The organism is Stenotrophomonas maltophilia group sp. Smal13, assembly GCF_030236855.1.
Taxonomy (GTDB): Bacteria; Pseudomonadota; Gammaproteobacteria; order Xanthomonadales; family Xanthomonadaceae; genus Stenotrophomonas; species Stenotrophomonas maltophilia_A.
The window spans coordinates 1-13,488 of record NZ_JASJSQ010000059.1 but is presented as its reverse complement, the minus strand read 5'-3'; the positions used below and the strand labels follow the sequence as shown (position 1 = coordinate 13,488).

Below are 13,488 nucleotides of genomic sequence, written 5' to 3'. Positions count from 1 at the left end.
ACTCCCCGGTGGGGTCAGATCCCTTTTCCTGCGGGAGAGGGATCTGACCCCATTCGCATTTAAGGTTTGCCGTATCTGGCGTCATCGGTGAAAATCGGGATACCCCCGTTTTTCTGCGAGTGCCGATGCACCATGACACCGACCTGATCAACATCGTTGCCGTTGGCCTCGGGCTCGCCTTCATCTTCGGCGCGCTGGCCAACAAGCTCCGCTTGTCTCCCTTGGTCGGTTACCTGGTTGCTGGCATCTGCGTAGGCCCGTTCACCCCCGGCTTCGTCGCCGACCAGGCGCTGGCCAACCAGCTGGCCGAGCTGGGCGTGATGCTGCTGATGTTCGGCGTCGGCCTGCACTTCTCGCTGAAGGACCTGATGGCGGTCAAGGCCATCGCCATCCCCGGTGCCATCGGCCAGATCGCGGTCGCTACCCTGCTCGGCTGGGGCGTGGCCTCGCTGATGGGCTGGCCAGCCCTGCATGGCGTCATCTTCGGTTTCTCGCTGGCCACCGCCAGTACCGTGGTACTGCTGCGGGCGATGGAGGAGCGCCGCCTGCTGGAGACCATGCGCGGCAAGATCGCGGTCGGCTGGCTGATCGTGGAAGACCTGGCCTGTGTGCTGGCGCTGGTGATGATGCCGGTGATGGCCGGTGTGTTCGGCCCCGATGCGGCCAAGGAATCGCACTCGCTGGGCAGCGTGCTGGCCGACATCGGCTGGACCTTCGTGCAGCTGGGCCTGTTCGTGGCGGTGATGCTGGTGGTCGGGCGCCGGGTCATCCCGTGGATCCTCGAACGTATCGCCGGCACCGGTTCGCGCGAACTGTTCACCCTGTCGGTGCTGGCGATCGCGCTGGGCGTGGCGTTCGGCTCGGCCATGTTGTTCGGCGTCTCGTTCGCACTGGGCGCGTTCTTCGCCGGCATGCTGCTCAACGAATCGGAGCTGAGCCACAAGGCCGCACACGATTCGCTGCCGCTGCGTGATGCGTTCGCAGTGCTGTTCTTCGTCTCGGTCGGCATGCTGTTCGACCCGAACATCCTCATCCAGCACCCGTGGCAGGTGCTGGCCACCGTGCTGATCATCATGTTCGGCAAATCGGCCGCCGCGTTCTTCATCGTGCGCGCGTTCGGGCACCCGACCAGCACTGCGCTGACCATCTCTGCCAGCCTGGCGCAGATCGGCGAGTTCGCCTTCATCATCGCCGGCCTCGGCGTGGCGCTGCAGATCCTGCCGAAGGAAGGCCAGTCGCTGGTCCTGGCCGGTGCGCTGGTGTCGATCATGCTCAACCCGCTGGTATTCGGCCTGCTCGACCGTTGGCAGGCCAAGCAGGAGCAGTCGCCCCAGGCCGCCGAGCCGGAAGAGGCCACCGGTCCCTCGCGTGACCTGCATGACCATGCCATCGTCATTGGTTACGGCCGGGTCGGCAGCGAGCTGGCGCAGGTGCTGCGCGATCGTGGCGTGCCGGTGCTGGTGATCGATGACAACAAGGAGCACGTCGAACAGGCGCACGCCAAGGGCCTGGCGGCGATCCGTGGTAGTGCCGCTGCCGACCGCGTGCTGGCCGAAGCGCATCCGGAACGCGCGAAGATTGCGGTGCTGGCGATTCCTCAGCCGCTGGAAGCCGGTGAGGCGCTGGCCAAGCTGCGTGCGATCAATCCGGATCTGACCCTGCTGGCGCGAGCACACAGCGATGCAGAGGTGAAGCATCTGTTGGAGCACGGTGCGGATGGCACGGTGATGGCCGAGCGTGAGCTGGCGTACTCGCTGGCCGAGATGGTGATGGCCACGCCGCCGTATCGCGGGCTGGGACAGCACAGTATTCCGGTGGTGTGAGGAGTGTGGGTGCGGCAGGGCTTGCAGCCCTGCACCTGCTGAAGCAACGGCAACGACAAAAGCAAAAGCTGGCATTCCGTGGGATGGCGGGGTGGGTCCGGTTGCAGGGGACGCCGTGAATCCGTCCATGGAGGCTCGGTCGCGCCATCCATGGCGCTCACGCCCCTGCAACCGGGCCCACCCTGCCTTCGACAATTTCCTGCGGCTGTTGGTAGGTGTCGACCTTGGTCGACACGGCGGTGCATCTGACCCCGGAAACAAAAAAATCCCCGGTCGACCCGCATCGACCGGGGATCTGGATCGCCACGTTGCCATGCCTTGGAGAGGCAGTTCCACCGTAGCGCATCGCGGTGCCGGTGGTGATCGCCTGTGGCGATGACGACCAAGCGTGCGGCTATCAGGCGCCAGCCAGGGCCTGCTCCAGGTCGGCACGCAGGTCGCCGATATGCTCGATGCCGATCGACAGCCGCACGGTGTCCTCGCTGACGCCAGCCTTGGCCAGTTCGGCGGCATCCAGCTGGCGATGGGTAGTCGAGGCGGGATGGGTGGCCAGTGACTTCGCGTCGCCCAGGTTGACCAGGCGGGTGAACAGCTTCAGCGCATCGAGGAAACGTGCGCCGGCTTCACGGCCGCCCGGCAGGCCGAAGGTCAGTACGCCCGAGCCGTGCCCGCCCAGGTAGCGCTGCGCGGCGGCATGCTCGGGGTCGTCGGCCAGCCCGGCGTAGCGCACCCAGGCCACCTTTGCGTGTGACTTCAGAAACTGCGCGACAGCCAGCGCGTTGGCGTTGATGCGCTCCATGCGCAGCGCCAGGGTTTCAATGCCCTGCAGGATCAGGAACGCATTGAACGGCGACAGCGCCGCGCCGGTATTGCGCAGCGGCACCACCCGCGCGCGGCCGATGTAGGCCGCCGGCCCCAGCGCTTCGGTATAGACCACGCCGTGATAGCTGGGGTCGGGCTGGTTGAGCCGTGCGAAGCGCTGGGGTTGTGCAGCCCAGTCGAAGCGGCCGGAATCGACGATCGCGCCGCCGAGGCTGTTGCCGTGGCCGCCGAGGTACTTGGTCAGCGAATGCACCACGATGTCGGCGCCGTGCTCGAACGGGCGCAGCAGGAACGGCGTGGCCACGGTGTTGTCGACAATCAGCGGCACGCCGGCGGCATGCGCGACCTCGGCAATCGCCGCGATGTCGGTGACGTTGCCACGCGGGTTGCCGATCGATTCGACGAACACCGCCTTGGTGCGTTCGTCGATCAGCGCGGCGAAGGCGGACGGATCGGCCGGGTCGGCGAAGCGCGCCTGGATGCCGTACTGCGGCAGCGTGTGCGCCAGCAGGTTGAGGCTGCCGCCATACAGCGCACTGGAGGCAACGATGTTGTCACCGGCCTCGGCAATGGTCTGGATGGCATAGGTGATCGCCGCCTGCCCCGAGGCCAGTGCCAGCGCGCCGATGCCACCCTCCAGTGCGGCCAGGCGCTGTTCCAGCACGTCGGTGGTGGGGTTCATGATGCGGGTGTAGATGTTGCCGGGCACCTTCAGGTCGAACAGATCGGCGCCGTGCTGGGTGTCATCGAAGGCATACGCCACCGTCTGGTAGATCGGCACCGCCACCGCGCGGGTGGTCGGGTCGGGACGGTAGCCGCCATGCACGGCCAGGGTTTCCAGTTGCCACTGCGGGTCGCTCATTGCGCCAGGCTCCATCCGGGGAAACCGCCACCATAGGCCAGCCAGAACCACGCGCTGAAAGCTGCTGGCGATGACGCCAGTACCACCGGTTATCAGGTTGGCCGCGATTCAGGCAGCCGTCATGGGCCGTTGCTAGGCTTCGCCGCCGGGCGCTCCTGCCCGGGCACGGAGGCCCAAGCGCATGCAGTCATCCCCCTGGACACCCGCCGCCAGCGGCTCGCCGACCCCGGTGCTGCTGGTGGAGGACGACCGCCGCCTGGCCGAACTGGTCAGCGACTACCTGCACGAACATGGCTTCGCCGTGCTGCATGTGGCCCGTGGCGACCTCGCCGGTGCGGCCTGCCGCCAGCACGCGCCGGAACTGGTGGTGCTGGACCTGATGCTGCCCGGCCTTGGCGGCATCGATGTGTGCCGGCAGATCCGCAGCTTCTCCGATGTGCCGATCCTGATGCTGACGGCCTGCGAGGACGACATCGAGCAGGTGCTCGGCCTGGAATCAGGCGCCGACGACTATGTGCACAAGCCGATCGAGCCGCGCCTGCTGCTGGCCCGCCTGCGCGCCCTGCTGCGCCGCCGCCATGGCAGCAGCAACACCGGCAGCCCCTGCCGCCTGATGCACGGCGAGCTGCTGATCGACCGCATGCAGCGCGATGTGCATCTGCACGGCCAGCCGGTGGACATGGGCACCACCGAATTCGAGATCCTGTGGCTGCTGGCCAGCCAGCCGGGGCAGATTCTCTCGCGTGACCAGATCCTGCAGGCGGTGCGCGGCATCGGCTTCGACGGGTTGGACCGCAGTGTCGATGTCAGCATCGGCAAGCTGCGCCGCAAGCTGGGGGATGACGCGCGCGAACCGCGGCGGATCAAGACGGTGTGGGGCCGCGGCTACCAGTTCAATCCCTCGTCCTGGTCGGCATGAAGCGGCTGTTCCTGCGCCTGTGGCTGGTGGTCGGCGCGAGCTTCCTGATCACCCTGCTGCTGATCAACGTGATCTTCGATCGCATCTACCTGCCGTTCCAGCAGCGTGTGTTCGCAGAGCAGGTGCGTGGCCAGTTGTATGCATTGCGGCAGGGGTTGGACGGAAAGGACTCCGCCGCCCAGCAGGATCAGCTGGCGCAATGGCAACCCCACTATGGCATCGCATTGGCTCTGCTGCCGTCAGCACCGGCCCTCGCGGCCGGCGAACAGGAACAGCTGCAGCGCAACGGGCTCATTTCCCGGCAGAAGTTCGAGATCGTACTGGCGCCGCTTGATCCACTGCATCCCGATGGCCCCTGGCTGCGCCTGCATCTGCCAGGCGAGCCGTCGATGACCCTCTATCTCACCCTGATCGCCTATTCGGTGATGCTGGCCCTGTTCGGGCTGTGCCTGTACGCCTGGGTGCGCCTGCTCTGGCGCGATCTGGACGCGCTGCGCGTGCACGCCGATCGCATCGGTGCCGGCGATCTGCAGGCGCGCGCGCAGGTTTCGCCACGCTCGCAGATCCGGGTCATCGTCGACCATTCCAACCGCATGGCCGCACGCGTGGCCGAACTGGTCCAGCGCCAGCGCGACCTCACCCACGCGATCTCGCATGAGCTGCGTACACCGATCGCGCGCGTGGCCTTCGGCCTGGACCTGATGCAGGACAGCGACGATCACGAACGCCGTACACGGCTGGCACAGGGGCTGCACGGCGACCTGGCCGAACTCAACCGGCTGGTCAGCGAACTGCTGGCCTATGAGCGTCTGGAGCATCCCGGCGAAGGCGAGCCGATGCAGCGCATTGAAGCCAACGACTGGCTGCAGGCCTGCCTGGCCGATGCACGCCGTGATGCCGAACGAGCCGGCGTGGTCCTGCGCGTGCAGCCCAGTGCGTTGCCGCGGGTGGATGCCGAACCGCGGCTGCTGCAGCTGGCGCTGAGCAATCTGGTAGGCAATGCGCTGCGCCACGCGCGTTCGCAGGTGGAAGTGTCGCTGGTCGGTGTCGGCGGCCGCGCGTGCCTGCGCGTGGATGACGACGGCCCGGGCATCGCCGAGGCCGACCACGAAAAAGTGATGCGCCCGTTCACCCGCCTGGATGACAGCCGCAGCCGCGATACCGGCGGCTTCGGGCTGGGCCTGGCCATCGTCAACCGCATTGCAGCCCGCCACGGTGGCGAGCTGCGCATCAGCCGCGCCACGCTGGGTGGCGCGCGTCTGGAAATGCACTGGCCGCTGGCTGCCAGCTGAACGCCCACGGGCGCCATTACAGTTGATTACAACTCCCGCACAACTGCGGAGGGATCGGTCGCCGGCATATCGCCACGCTGGCGACCCTGCAGCACTCGCCGGATGCGCGCGCTGCTTTCCTCCCATTGTCGAGAGATTCCATGTCCCAGCTTCGCCGTTCCCCCACCCTGCTCTGCCTGGCCCTGCTGCCGCTGTTCGCCGCGCCGATCGCCCACGCCAAGGATGACCACTGGACCTTCGAGCTCGCCGCTGGTGGTGGCGTGACGCCGCGCTACAGCGGCAGCGAGGAATACCGCGCGACGCCGTCGCTGTCGTTCGATGTCACCTCGCCGGGGGGATGGTTTCTGGGCACCAGTGGCATCGGTTGGGGCACGTCCATTGGCGAGCACACCCGCGTGCGTGCCTACATCGGCGCCAGCGGCATCCGCCGCGACAAGGACTCCCTGCTCGGCGGTTCGGACTTCCTGCGCGGCATGGGTGATATCGATACCCGTCCCCTGGTCGGTCTCACCGCTGGTTATACGCTGGGCGAAGCCGTGCTGAGCGGCTCCTGGCAGTTCACCCGCAAGGACGAGGACAAGGCCGAGAACGGCCTGGCTACCCAGCAGATCCATCTGAATCTGAGCATGCCGCTGTTCGACCTGGCCGGTGGCGTGGTCAGCGGCAGTGTTTCCACCGACTACGGCAATCGTGGCTACATGCAGACCTGGTACGGCGTCAGCCCGGACCAGGCGGCGCGCACCGGCTTTGCCCAGCACACGCCGAAGGCTGGGCTGGTCAGCGCCGGTCTTGGCCTGAAATGGAGCCACCGCGTGGGCCGCAATGGCAACTGGTACATCTCGGCCGAAGGCACGCGCCTGCTCGGCGATGCGGCCGACAGCCCGATCGTGCTGAAGGCGAACCAGTTCGGCTTGATGAGCGGCTATACGCACCGCTTCTGAGTGAGCGCCGGGCATGGCCCGGCGTACTTCGCAGGAAACGGGGCGCCGCGGTCAGGCAGCGCCCCGTGTGAATCACGCCTTTGCGAATACCAGATGTCCGCCGTCGTTGCCGACTTCAATGGTGTCGCCGTTGACGAAGGCGCCGGACAGGATCTTCTGCGCCAGCGGGTTCTCCAGCTGCGCCTGGATCGCGCGCTTCAACGGACGTGCGCCATACACCGGATCGAAACCAACGTTGCCGAGCAGGTCGAACGCTGCATCGGACACCAGCAGCTTCAAACCACGTTCGGCCAGGCGCTTTTCCAGCCCACGCATCTGGATACGCGCGATCTGCTTGATCTGCTGCTTGTCCAGCGGGTGGAACACCACGATGTCGTCCAGGCGGTTGATGAACTCCGGGCGGAAGTGCGCCTGCACCACGCCCATTACCGCCGCCTTCATCTGCGTGTAGGCCTCCGGGCTGTCATCAGCGCTCATGTCCTGGATCTGGTGCGAGCCCAGGTTCGAGGTCATCACGATGACGGTGTTGCGGAAGTCCACGGTGCGGCCCTGGCCATCGGTCAGGCGGCCATCGTCCAGCACCTGCAGCAGGATGTTGAACACATCCGGATGCGCCTTCTCCACTTCGTCCAGCAGGATCAACGAATACGGACGGCGACGCACGGCCTCGGTCAGGTAGCCACCCTCTTCGTAACCGACGTAGCCCGGGGGCGCACCGATCAGGCGGGCGACGCTGTGCTTCTCCATGAACTCGCTCATGTCGATGCGGATCATCGCGTCGGCACTGTCGAACAGGAACTCGGCCAGCGACTTGCACAGCTCGGTCTTGCCGACGCCGGTCGGGCCGAGGAACAGGAACGAACCGGCCGGGCGATTCGGATCGGACAGGCCCGCACGCGAACGGCGCACGGCATCGGAGACGACCTTGATCGCTTCCTCCTGGCCGACCACGCGGTTGTGCAGCACCTCTTCCATCCGCAGCAGCTTGTCGCGCTCACCTTCGAGCATCTTGTTGACCGGAATGCCGGTCCAGCGCGACACGACCTCGGCGATCTCCTCGTCGGTGACCCGGTCCTGCACCAGCTTGAAGTCCCTGTGTTCGGCTTCCTGCGCAGCGGCCAGCTGCTTTTCCAGCTGCGGCAGCAGGCCATACTGGATCTCGCTCATCTTGGCGAAATCCTGGCGGCGCTGCGCGGCTTCCAGCTCCAGCTTGGCCTGCTCGACCTGCTCCTTGATCTTGGTCGCACCCTGCAGCGCTGCCTTCTCCGACTTCCAGATTTCATTGAGGTCGGAGAACTCACGCTCCAGCGCATCGATGTCGTTCTCCAGATCGGCCAGGCGCTGCCGCGAGGCCTCGTCCTTTTCCTTCTTCAGCATCTCGCGCTGGATCTTCAGCTGGATCACCCGGCGTTCCAGGCGGTCCAGCTCCTCCGGCTTGGAGTCGATTTCCATGCGCAGGCGCGAGGCCGCCTCGTCCATCAGATCGATGGCCTTGTCCGGCAGCTGGCGGTCGGTGATGTAGCGGTTGGACAGCGTCGCAGCGGCGACGATGGCCGGGTCGGTGATCTCCACGCCGTGGTGCACCGCGTACTTTTCCTTCAGCCCGCGCAGGATGGCAATGGTGTCTTCCACCGACGGCTCACCCACGAAGACCTTCTGGAAGCGGCGCTCCAGCGCGGCATCCTTTTCGATGTACTTGCGGTACTCATCCAGCGTGGTGGCACCGACGCAGTGCAGCTCGCCGCGTGCCAGCGCCGGCTTGAGCATGTTGCCGGCATCCATCGCGCCATCGGCCTTACCCGCACCGACCATGGTGTGCAGCTCATCGATGAACAGGATGATCTGCCCTTCGCTCTTGGCCAGGTCGTTGAGCACGCCCTTCAACCGCTCCTCGAACTCACCACGGAACTTGGCACCGGCAATCAGCGCGCCCATGTCCAGCGACAGCACACGCTTGCCGCGCAGGCCCTCGGGCACTTCGTCGTTGATGATGCGCTGGGCCAGACCTTCGACGATCGCGGTCTTGCCAACGCCAGGTTCGCCGATCAGCACCGGGTTGTTCTTGGTCCGGCGCTGCAGCACCTGGATCGTGCGGCGGATTTCCTCGTCACGGCCGATCACCGGATCGAGCTTGCCGCTCTCGGCGCGCGCGGTCAGGTCGATGGTGTACTTCTCCAGCGCCTGCCGCTGTTCCTCGGCGTTCTCCGACTGCACGTTCTCGCCGCCACGCAGCTTGTCGATCGCAGCCTGCAGGCGGGTCTTGTCGGCACCGGCGGCGCGCAGCGCCATGCCCAGCGTGCCACTGTCTTCCAGCGCCGCCAGCACGAACCACTCGCTGGCAATGAAGGCATCGCCATTCTGCTGGGCCAGCTTGTCAGTGTGATTGAGCAGGCGTCCGAGGTCGTTGCCCATCGAAACGTTGCCAGCCTGGCCGGACACCTTCGGCAGCGCATCCAGTGCCTCGGTCAGGCGCTCGCGCAGCACCGGCACGTTCACCCCGGCCTGGGCCAGCAGCGGGCGCGTACTGCCACCCTGCTGGTCCAGCAACGCGCTGAACAGGTGAACTGGTTCGATGATGCTGTTGTCGCGGCCAACGGCCAGCGACTGTGCGTCTGCCAGCGCCTGCTGGAAACGCGAGGTGAGCTTGTCCATCCGCATTGCGAATCCTCATCGGTCATCAGGGCCGGCCCGCGCCGGCGATGCTGGAAAGATGCGGTTGCCCCACCCCGTTTCAAGGGTGACTGCGACTGCACCCCGAGGCCAGTCAGCCTGCGGCCAGCATGCCGGAACGGGTGTGGTCGGCGCGTTGATCCCGATCAGTTCCGCGCGGTGGAAGGGTTCAACGGGTGATCGCGCTGCGGATCGCCCGCAGCTGCTGCTTGACCGCCCGCGCCTGCGCCGGATCCATGCGCAGCAGGGCCTTCTGCCCGATCGAGCGTGACTGCAGGGTGGGATCGACGAAGCGATAGCGGCCCCGTTCGTCGCGCTGCACCAGCGGCGCCTGGGCCAGTTCCGGGGTCTCCAGCAGGTGGTCGATCACCGTGACCAGACGGTCGTTGAAATAGCCCTCGGGCCGGCCAAGGTCCACGTAAGCCTGCTGGATCAGCGGATAGAAGCGCTTGTAGGCCGTGGCCGTTGCCGCCGGGTCCAGCGCGGTGAAGGCCTGCACGTAGGGCGCATAGCGCGCCGCATTGCTGGCGGCGATGCGTTCACCGCCTTCGCCCGGCTCGACCTGCAGGTTGCCTGGCAGCGGGCGCGCGGCCAGCGCTGTGGGTGGCACGCTGGGCTTGTCCAGGTTGTCGACCTGGGTGACCAGGCGCTGGATCAGATGGTCGCGCAACAGCAGGGTCAGCGGACCCTCGCCCTGGAACAGCTGGCTCAGCGCGCCCCAGGCAGCGGCATCGCTGTCAGCCAGCTTCGGCAGCGCCGGATCCGCCGCGGCCTCGGTATCCAGCGGATACTTGATCGGAGGTAGTGTTGGGGCGGGTTCTGCGGCCGCCTTCGGTTGTGCCGGTGCGCCGGTACTGGCCGGGGTTGATTGCACCGGCACCGAAACTCCGTCCGCCAGGCTCTTCAGCTGGTCGCGGAACAGCCAACCGCCCGCGCCACCGATCACCACCACGCCCAACACCCAAGGCCAAACTGCTTTTCCACTCTGCATGATGCAGCACCTCGTTTTCACACGCATGGAGAAGGTGTGACCCGGCTGATTTCCGTGGGTTCCCCACCCGTTCCGGTAAGGTTCGGGAAACGCGTTGACAGCGCAGTGCGACGGGCGGCCCAATGAGCAGTCCAGCCTCTTCGACGAACGACCCATGGAGCTTTGCCCGGAACCGGTGCCTTTCCGCATCAGCACGCTCGACCTGACACTGGTGTATCGAGAGCAGAACGCGAGCGCACAGGTGAATGTGGAGGCACAGACGCTGGAGGACTATGCAGCGCAGCCGGGCATGCGTTACCGCTCACTGCAGGTGGATTTCGAACTTGTCCATGAAGCGCGCTGCCGGGGCGGAAATTTTCACGAGATGCGCCACGGCGAGATCTTCGAGGAAACCGGACCAGCCGATGAAACCGCGCACTGGCGGCAAACCGGTCTCTGCCCTTTCCCCGGCTTCTACCGGGTCATCCACGATCCTGGCCTGGCGGCACTGCTCGCGCACTACGATCCCCGCAATGTCCACGACCTGCAGCTTTTCATCCTTGCCGCACATGACAGCTACGTTGAAGTCCTGGCCAAGGGATATCGCTACACGCTGGCTGGCAGCGTCAATGAGCACGACATCATCACCGTCGCGCCATCGGCCTGAACACTCCGACATCCAACGCCAGGTAGGCATTGCACTCACGCCCGCTTTGCGCGAGCAGCGCGACGCTATGCATCCTGTCCCGTGGAGACACTGCCATGCAATACGCGCTGTATTACTGGACCGGCATCCAGGGCCGTGGCGAGTTCGTGCGGCTGGCGCTGGAAGATGCCGGTGCCGACTACATCGACATGGCGCGGGTGCACGGCGATGCAGTGATGCAGCCGTTTCTCGATGGCAGCAGTGAAGGTGCGCAGCCCTTCGCGCCGCCGTTCCTGAAGGCCGGTCGCCAGGTCATCGCGCAGGTCGCGGCAATCCTGGATTTCCTGGGCCCGACGCTGGACCTGGTGCCACAGGCAGCCTCGCGGCGGATGCAGGCGCTGCAGTTGCAGCTGACCATCGCCGACCTGGTGGCCGAGGTGCATGACACCCACCATCCGATCGCTGCATCGAAGTACTACGAAGAGCAGAAGACCGAGGCCAAGGCACGTGCCGCGTCGCTGCGCAGCGAACGGCTACCGAAGTTCCTCAGCTACTTCGAGCAGGTGCTGGCCGCCAACGGTGGCCGCCATGCACTGCGCGAGCACTCGTATGTGGATCTGTCGCTGTTCCAGCTGCTGAGCGGGCTGAACTACATGTTCCCACGCCGCATGCAGGCACTGGAACCGACCCTGCCCCTGCTGCGCGCGCTGCAGGAGCGGGTGGCGAAGCGACCGAACATCGCCGCCTATCTGGGCTCGGAACGGCGCCTGGCGTTCAACACGAATGGCATCTTCCGCCATTACCCCGAGCTGGATGGGGAGCGGTAGTGCCGGCCGCTGGCCGGCAACTGCACGATGCGTCCGAGCTCCATGAGCATGCCGGCCAGCGGCCGGCACTACCACGGGTCAGCTGTTTTCACCCAGCGGCTTCACCGCCTGCTTCTGCAGTGACAGCAGGCCCAGCAGCAGCGCCAATGCCACATAGGCGCCGGCGAACTGCCAGCTGATGATGCGCGCCAGGCCGTCCAGATCCCACGGCAGGTAGATGCCACCGCGCGGGTCCACCGAGTGGATCAGGCCGAACAGGGTCAGCACCGCCGCCACCAGCAGGAAGCCGCAGGCGCGGCGCAGGCGGCCATCAACCATGGCCGCCACCGCAGAGATCCACAGCATCGAGGTGATGATGAAGCCATTGCCGAGGGTGAAGATCACCGCCAGCTCAGGCAATCCGTGGCCATCGAGCTTGGTCAGCAGCTGCGGCAGCTGGTCCGGTGCGATCCAGCCTGGCGCCTTGATCGCCAGCAGGTACGCTACCGACGGCAGGAAACCGAACACCATCGCGCCGGTATGGTGGCGCGGCGTGGCCTGGAAGGCCTGGGTGGTGATGTCGATGGCCACGTACACGATGATCGGTGCCAGCACCGCCAGCGGCAGCCACTGCACCAGCCCGGAGATGATGCCGAGCATGCCGCCGATGCCGACGAACAGGCCGGTCAGCAGCGTGTAGCCGCTGCGCGCGCCCATGTGCTTGTAGGCCGGCTGGCCGATGTACGGCGTGGTCTGCGCCACGCCACCGCAGACACCGGCCACCAGCGTAGCCACCGCTTCCACCAGCAGGATGTCACGGGTGCGGTAGTCATCACCGGCCGCGCGTGCGCTTTCGGACACGTTGATGCCACCGACCACCATCAGCAGGCCGAACGGCAGCAGCAGCGGCAGGTAGGTCATCGCGGTGGGCAGGCCGTCGAGGAAGCCCAGCGTCGGCAGCGGCAGCACCACCTGTGGCGGCACCCACGCCGGCACATGGAAGCCCGGCGCGCCCAGCCCGGCCAGGCCCAGCCCGTAATACAGCACGGTGCCGAACACGAAGGCCAGCAGCACGCCGGGGCCACGCACCGGCAGCTTGCCCTTGGCGATCAGCACGTACAGCAGCAGGCCCAGCGTGGTGAAGCCGACCAGCGGCGAGCGCAGCGTTTCCAGCAGCGGCAGCAGGCCCATCAGCACCAGCGCGATGCCGGCGATGGAACCCAGCAGCGCAGCACGCGGCAGCGCGCGGGTGACCGCTTCACCGAAGAATGACAGCACGAACTTGAGCACGCCCATGATCACCAGCGCGGCCATGCCCAGCTGCCAGGTGGCGATACCCGCAGCATGCGGGTCCATGCCCTGCTGCTTGAAGGCGATGAAGGCCGGACCGAGCACCAGCAACGCCATGCCGATGCTGGTCGGTGCATCCAGGCCCAGCGGCATGGCGGTGACATCATCGCGGCCGGTACGCGCGGCCAGCCGGCGGGCCATCAGGGTGTACAGCAGGTTGCCGACCAGCACGCCGAAGGCGGTGCCGGGGAACATGCGGCCGAACACCACGTCGGCGGGGAACTGGAAGATCCCGACCAGGGCCATGGCGATGAAGCCGAGGATGGAGAGGTTGTCGACGACCAGGCCGAAGAAGCCGTTGAAGTCGCCGGAGACGAACCAACGACGCGGTGCGGCGGAAGCGGGAGCGGACATGGAAGGGGTGGTGGGGGTGGGGACCGCCGATGG

10 protein-coding genes are annotated in these 13,488 nt (G+C 66.4%); 6 read left to right on the top strand and 4 right to left on the bottom strand.

Annotated features, from left to right (window positions below; all coding sequences use genetic code 11):
* The first annotated feature begins 125 nt into the window (after nt 1-125).
* Nucleotides 126-1,823, top strand: a complete 1,698-nt coding sequence (gene ybaL / locus QRO95_RS17470) for a YbaL family putative K(+) efflux transporter (RefSeq protein WP_049461518.1) — start codon at nt 126-128, stop codon at nt 1,821-1,823.
* Nucleotides 1,824-2,220: 397 nt separating this feature from the next.
* Here the strand turns inward: ybaL and QRO95_RS17465 are convergent, their stop codons facing one another.
* Entirely contained in the window at nt 2,221-3,507 is a 1,287-nt protein-coding gene (locus tag QRO95_RS17465; RefSeq protein WP_032128543.1) for an O-acetylhomoserine aminocarboxypropyltransferase/cysteine synthase family protein, read from the bottom strand.
* 181 nt (nt 3,508-3,688) lie between these two features.
* Here QRO95_RS17465 and QRO95_RS17460 point away from each other — a divergent pair, with 181 nt between their 5' ends.
* The 3 genes from QRO95_RS17460 to QRO95_RS17450 all read left to right on the top strand — a co-directional run bounded on the left by QRO95_RS17460 (nt 3,689) and on the right by QRO95_RS17450 (nt 6,659).
* Complete coding sequence (locus QRO95_RS17460; RefSeq protein WP_285303100.1) at nt 3,689-4,426, top strand: response regulator transcription factor; 738 nt, start codon at nt 3,689-3,691, stop codon at nt 4,424-4,426.
* Nucleotides 4,423-5,718 (top strand): ATP-binding protein, encoded by a 1,296-nt coding sequence (locus QRO95_RS17455; RefSeq protein ID WP_049461521.1) that lies wholly within the window; start codon nt 4,423-4,425, stop codon nt 5,716-5,718. The genes QRO95_RS17460 and QRO95_RS17455 overlap by 4 nt, the downstream gene beginning before the upstream one ends.
* A gap of 140 nt (nt 5,719-5,858) precedes the next feature.
* Nucleotides 5,859-6,659 (top strand): MipA/OmpV family protein, encoded by an 801-nt coding sequence (locus tag QRO95_RS17450; RefSeq protein ID WP_285303099.1) that lies wholly within the window; start codon nt 5,859-5,861, stop codon nt 6,657-6,659.
* 72 nt (nt 6,660-6,731) lie between these two features.
* Here the strand turns inward: QRO95_RS17450 and clpB are convergent, their stop codons facing one another.
* On the bottom strand, nt 6,732-9,317 hold the full coding sequence (clpB, locus tag QRO95_RS17445; protein ID WP_285303098.1) for an ATP-dependent chaperone ClpB: 2,586 nt from the start codon (nt 9,315-9,317) through the stop codon (nt 6,732-6,734).
* Between the two features lie 181 nt (nt 9,318-9,498).
* Entirely contained in the window at nt 9,499-10,320 is an 822-nt protein-coding gene (locus tag QRO95_RS17440) for a DUF3014 domain-containing protein (protein WP_285303097.1), read from the bottom strand.
* A gap of 154 nt (nt 10,321-10,474) precedes the next feature.
* Between QRO95_RS17440 and QRO95_RS17435 the strand changes: the two genes are divergently transcribed.
* Nucleotides 10,475-10,966, top strand: a complete 492-nt coding sequence (locus QRO95_RS17435) for a hypothetical protein (protein ID WP_285303096.1) — start codon at nt 10,475-10,477, stop codon at nt 10,964-10,966.
* A gap of 95 nt (nt 10,967-11,061) precedes the next feature.
* Nucleotides 11,062-11,772, top strand: coding sequence for a glutathione S-transferase (locus tag QRO95_RS17430; RefSeq protein WP_279913363.1), 711 nt, complete (start codon nt 11,062-11,064; stop codon nt 11,770-11,772).
* 78 nt (nt 11,773-11,850) lie between these two features.
* On the opposite strand, the gene QRO95_RS17425 is transcribed toward QRO95_RS17430, so the two are convergent.
* Complete coding sequence (locus QRO95_RS17425) at nt 11,851-13,455, bottom strand: hypothetical protein (RefSeq protein ID WP_279913362.1); 1,605 nt, start codon at nt 13,453-13,455, stop codon at nt 11,851-11,853.
* Between the last annotated feature and the right edge of the window lie 33 nt (nt 13,456-13,488).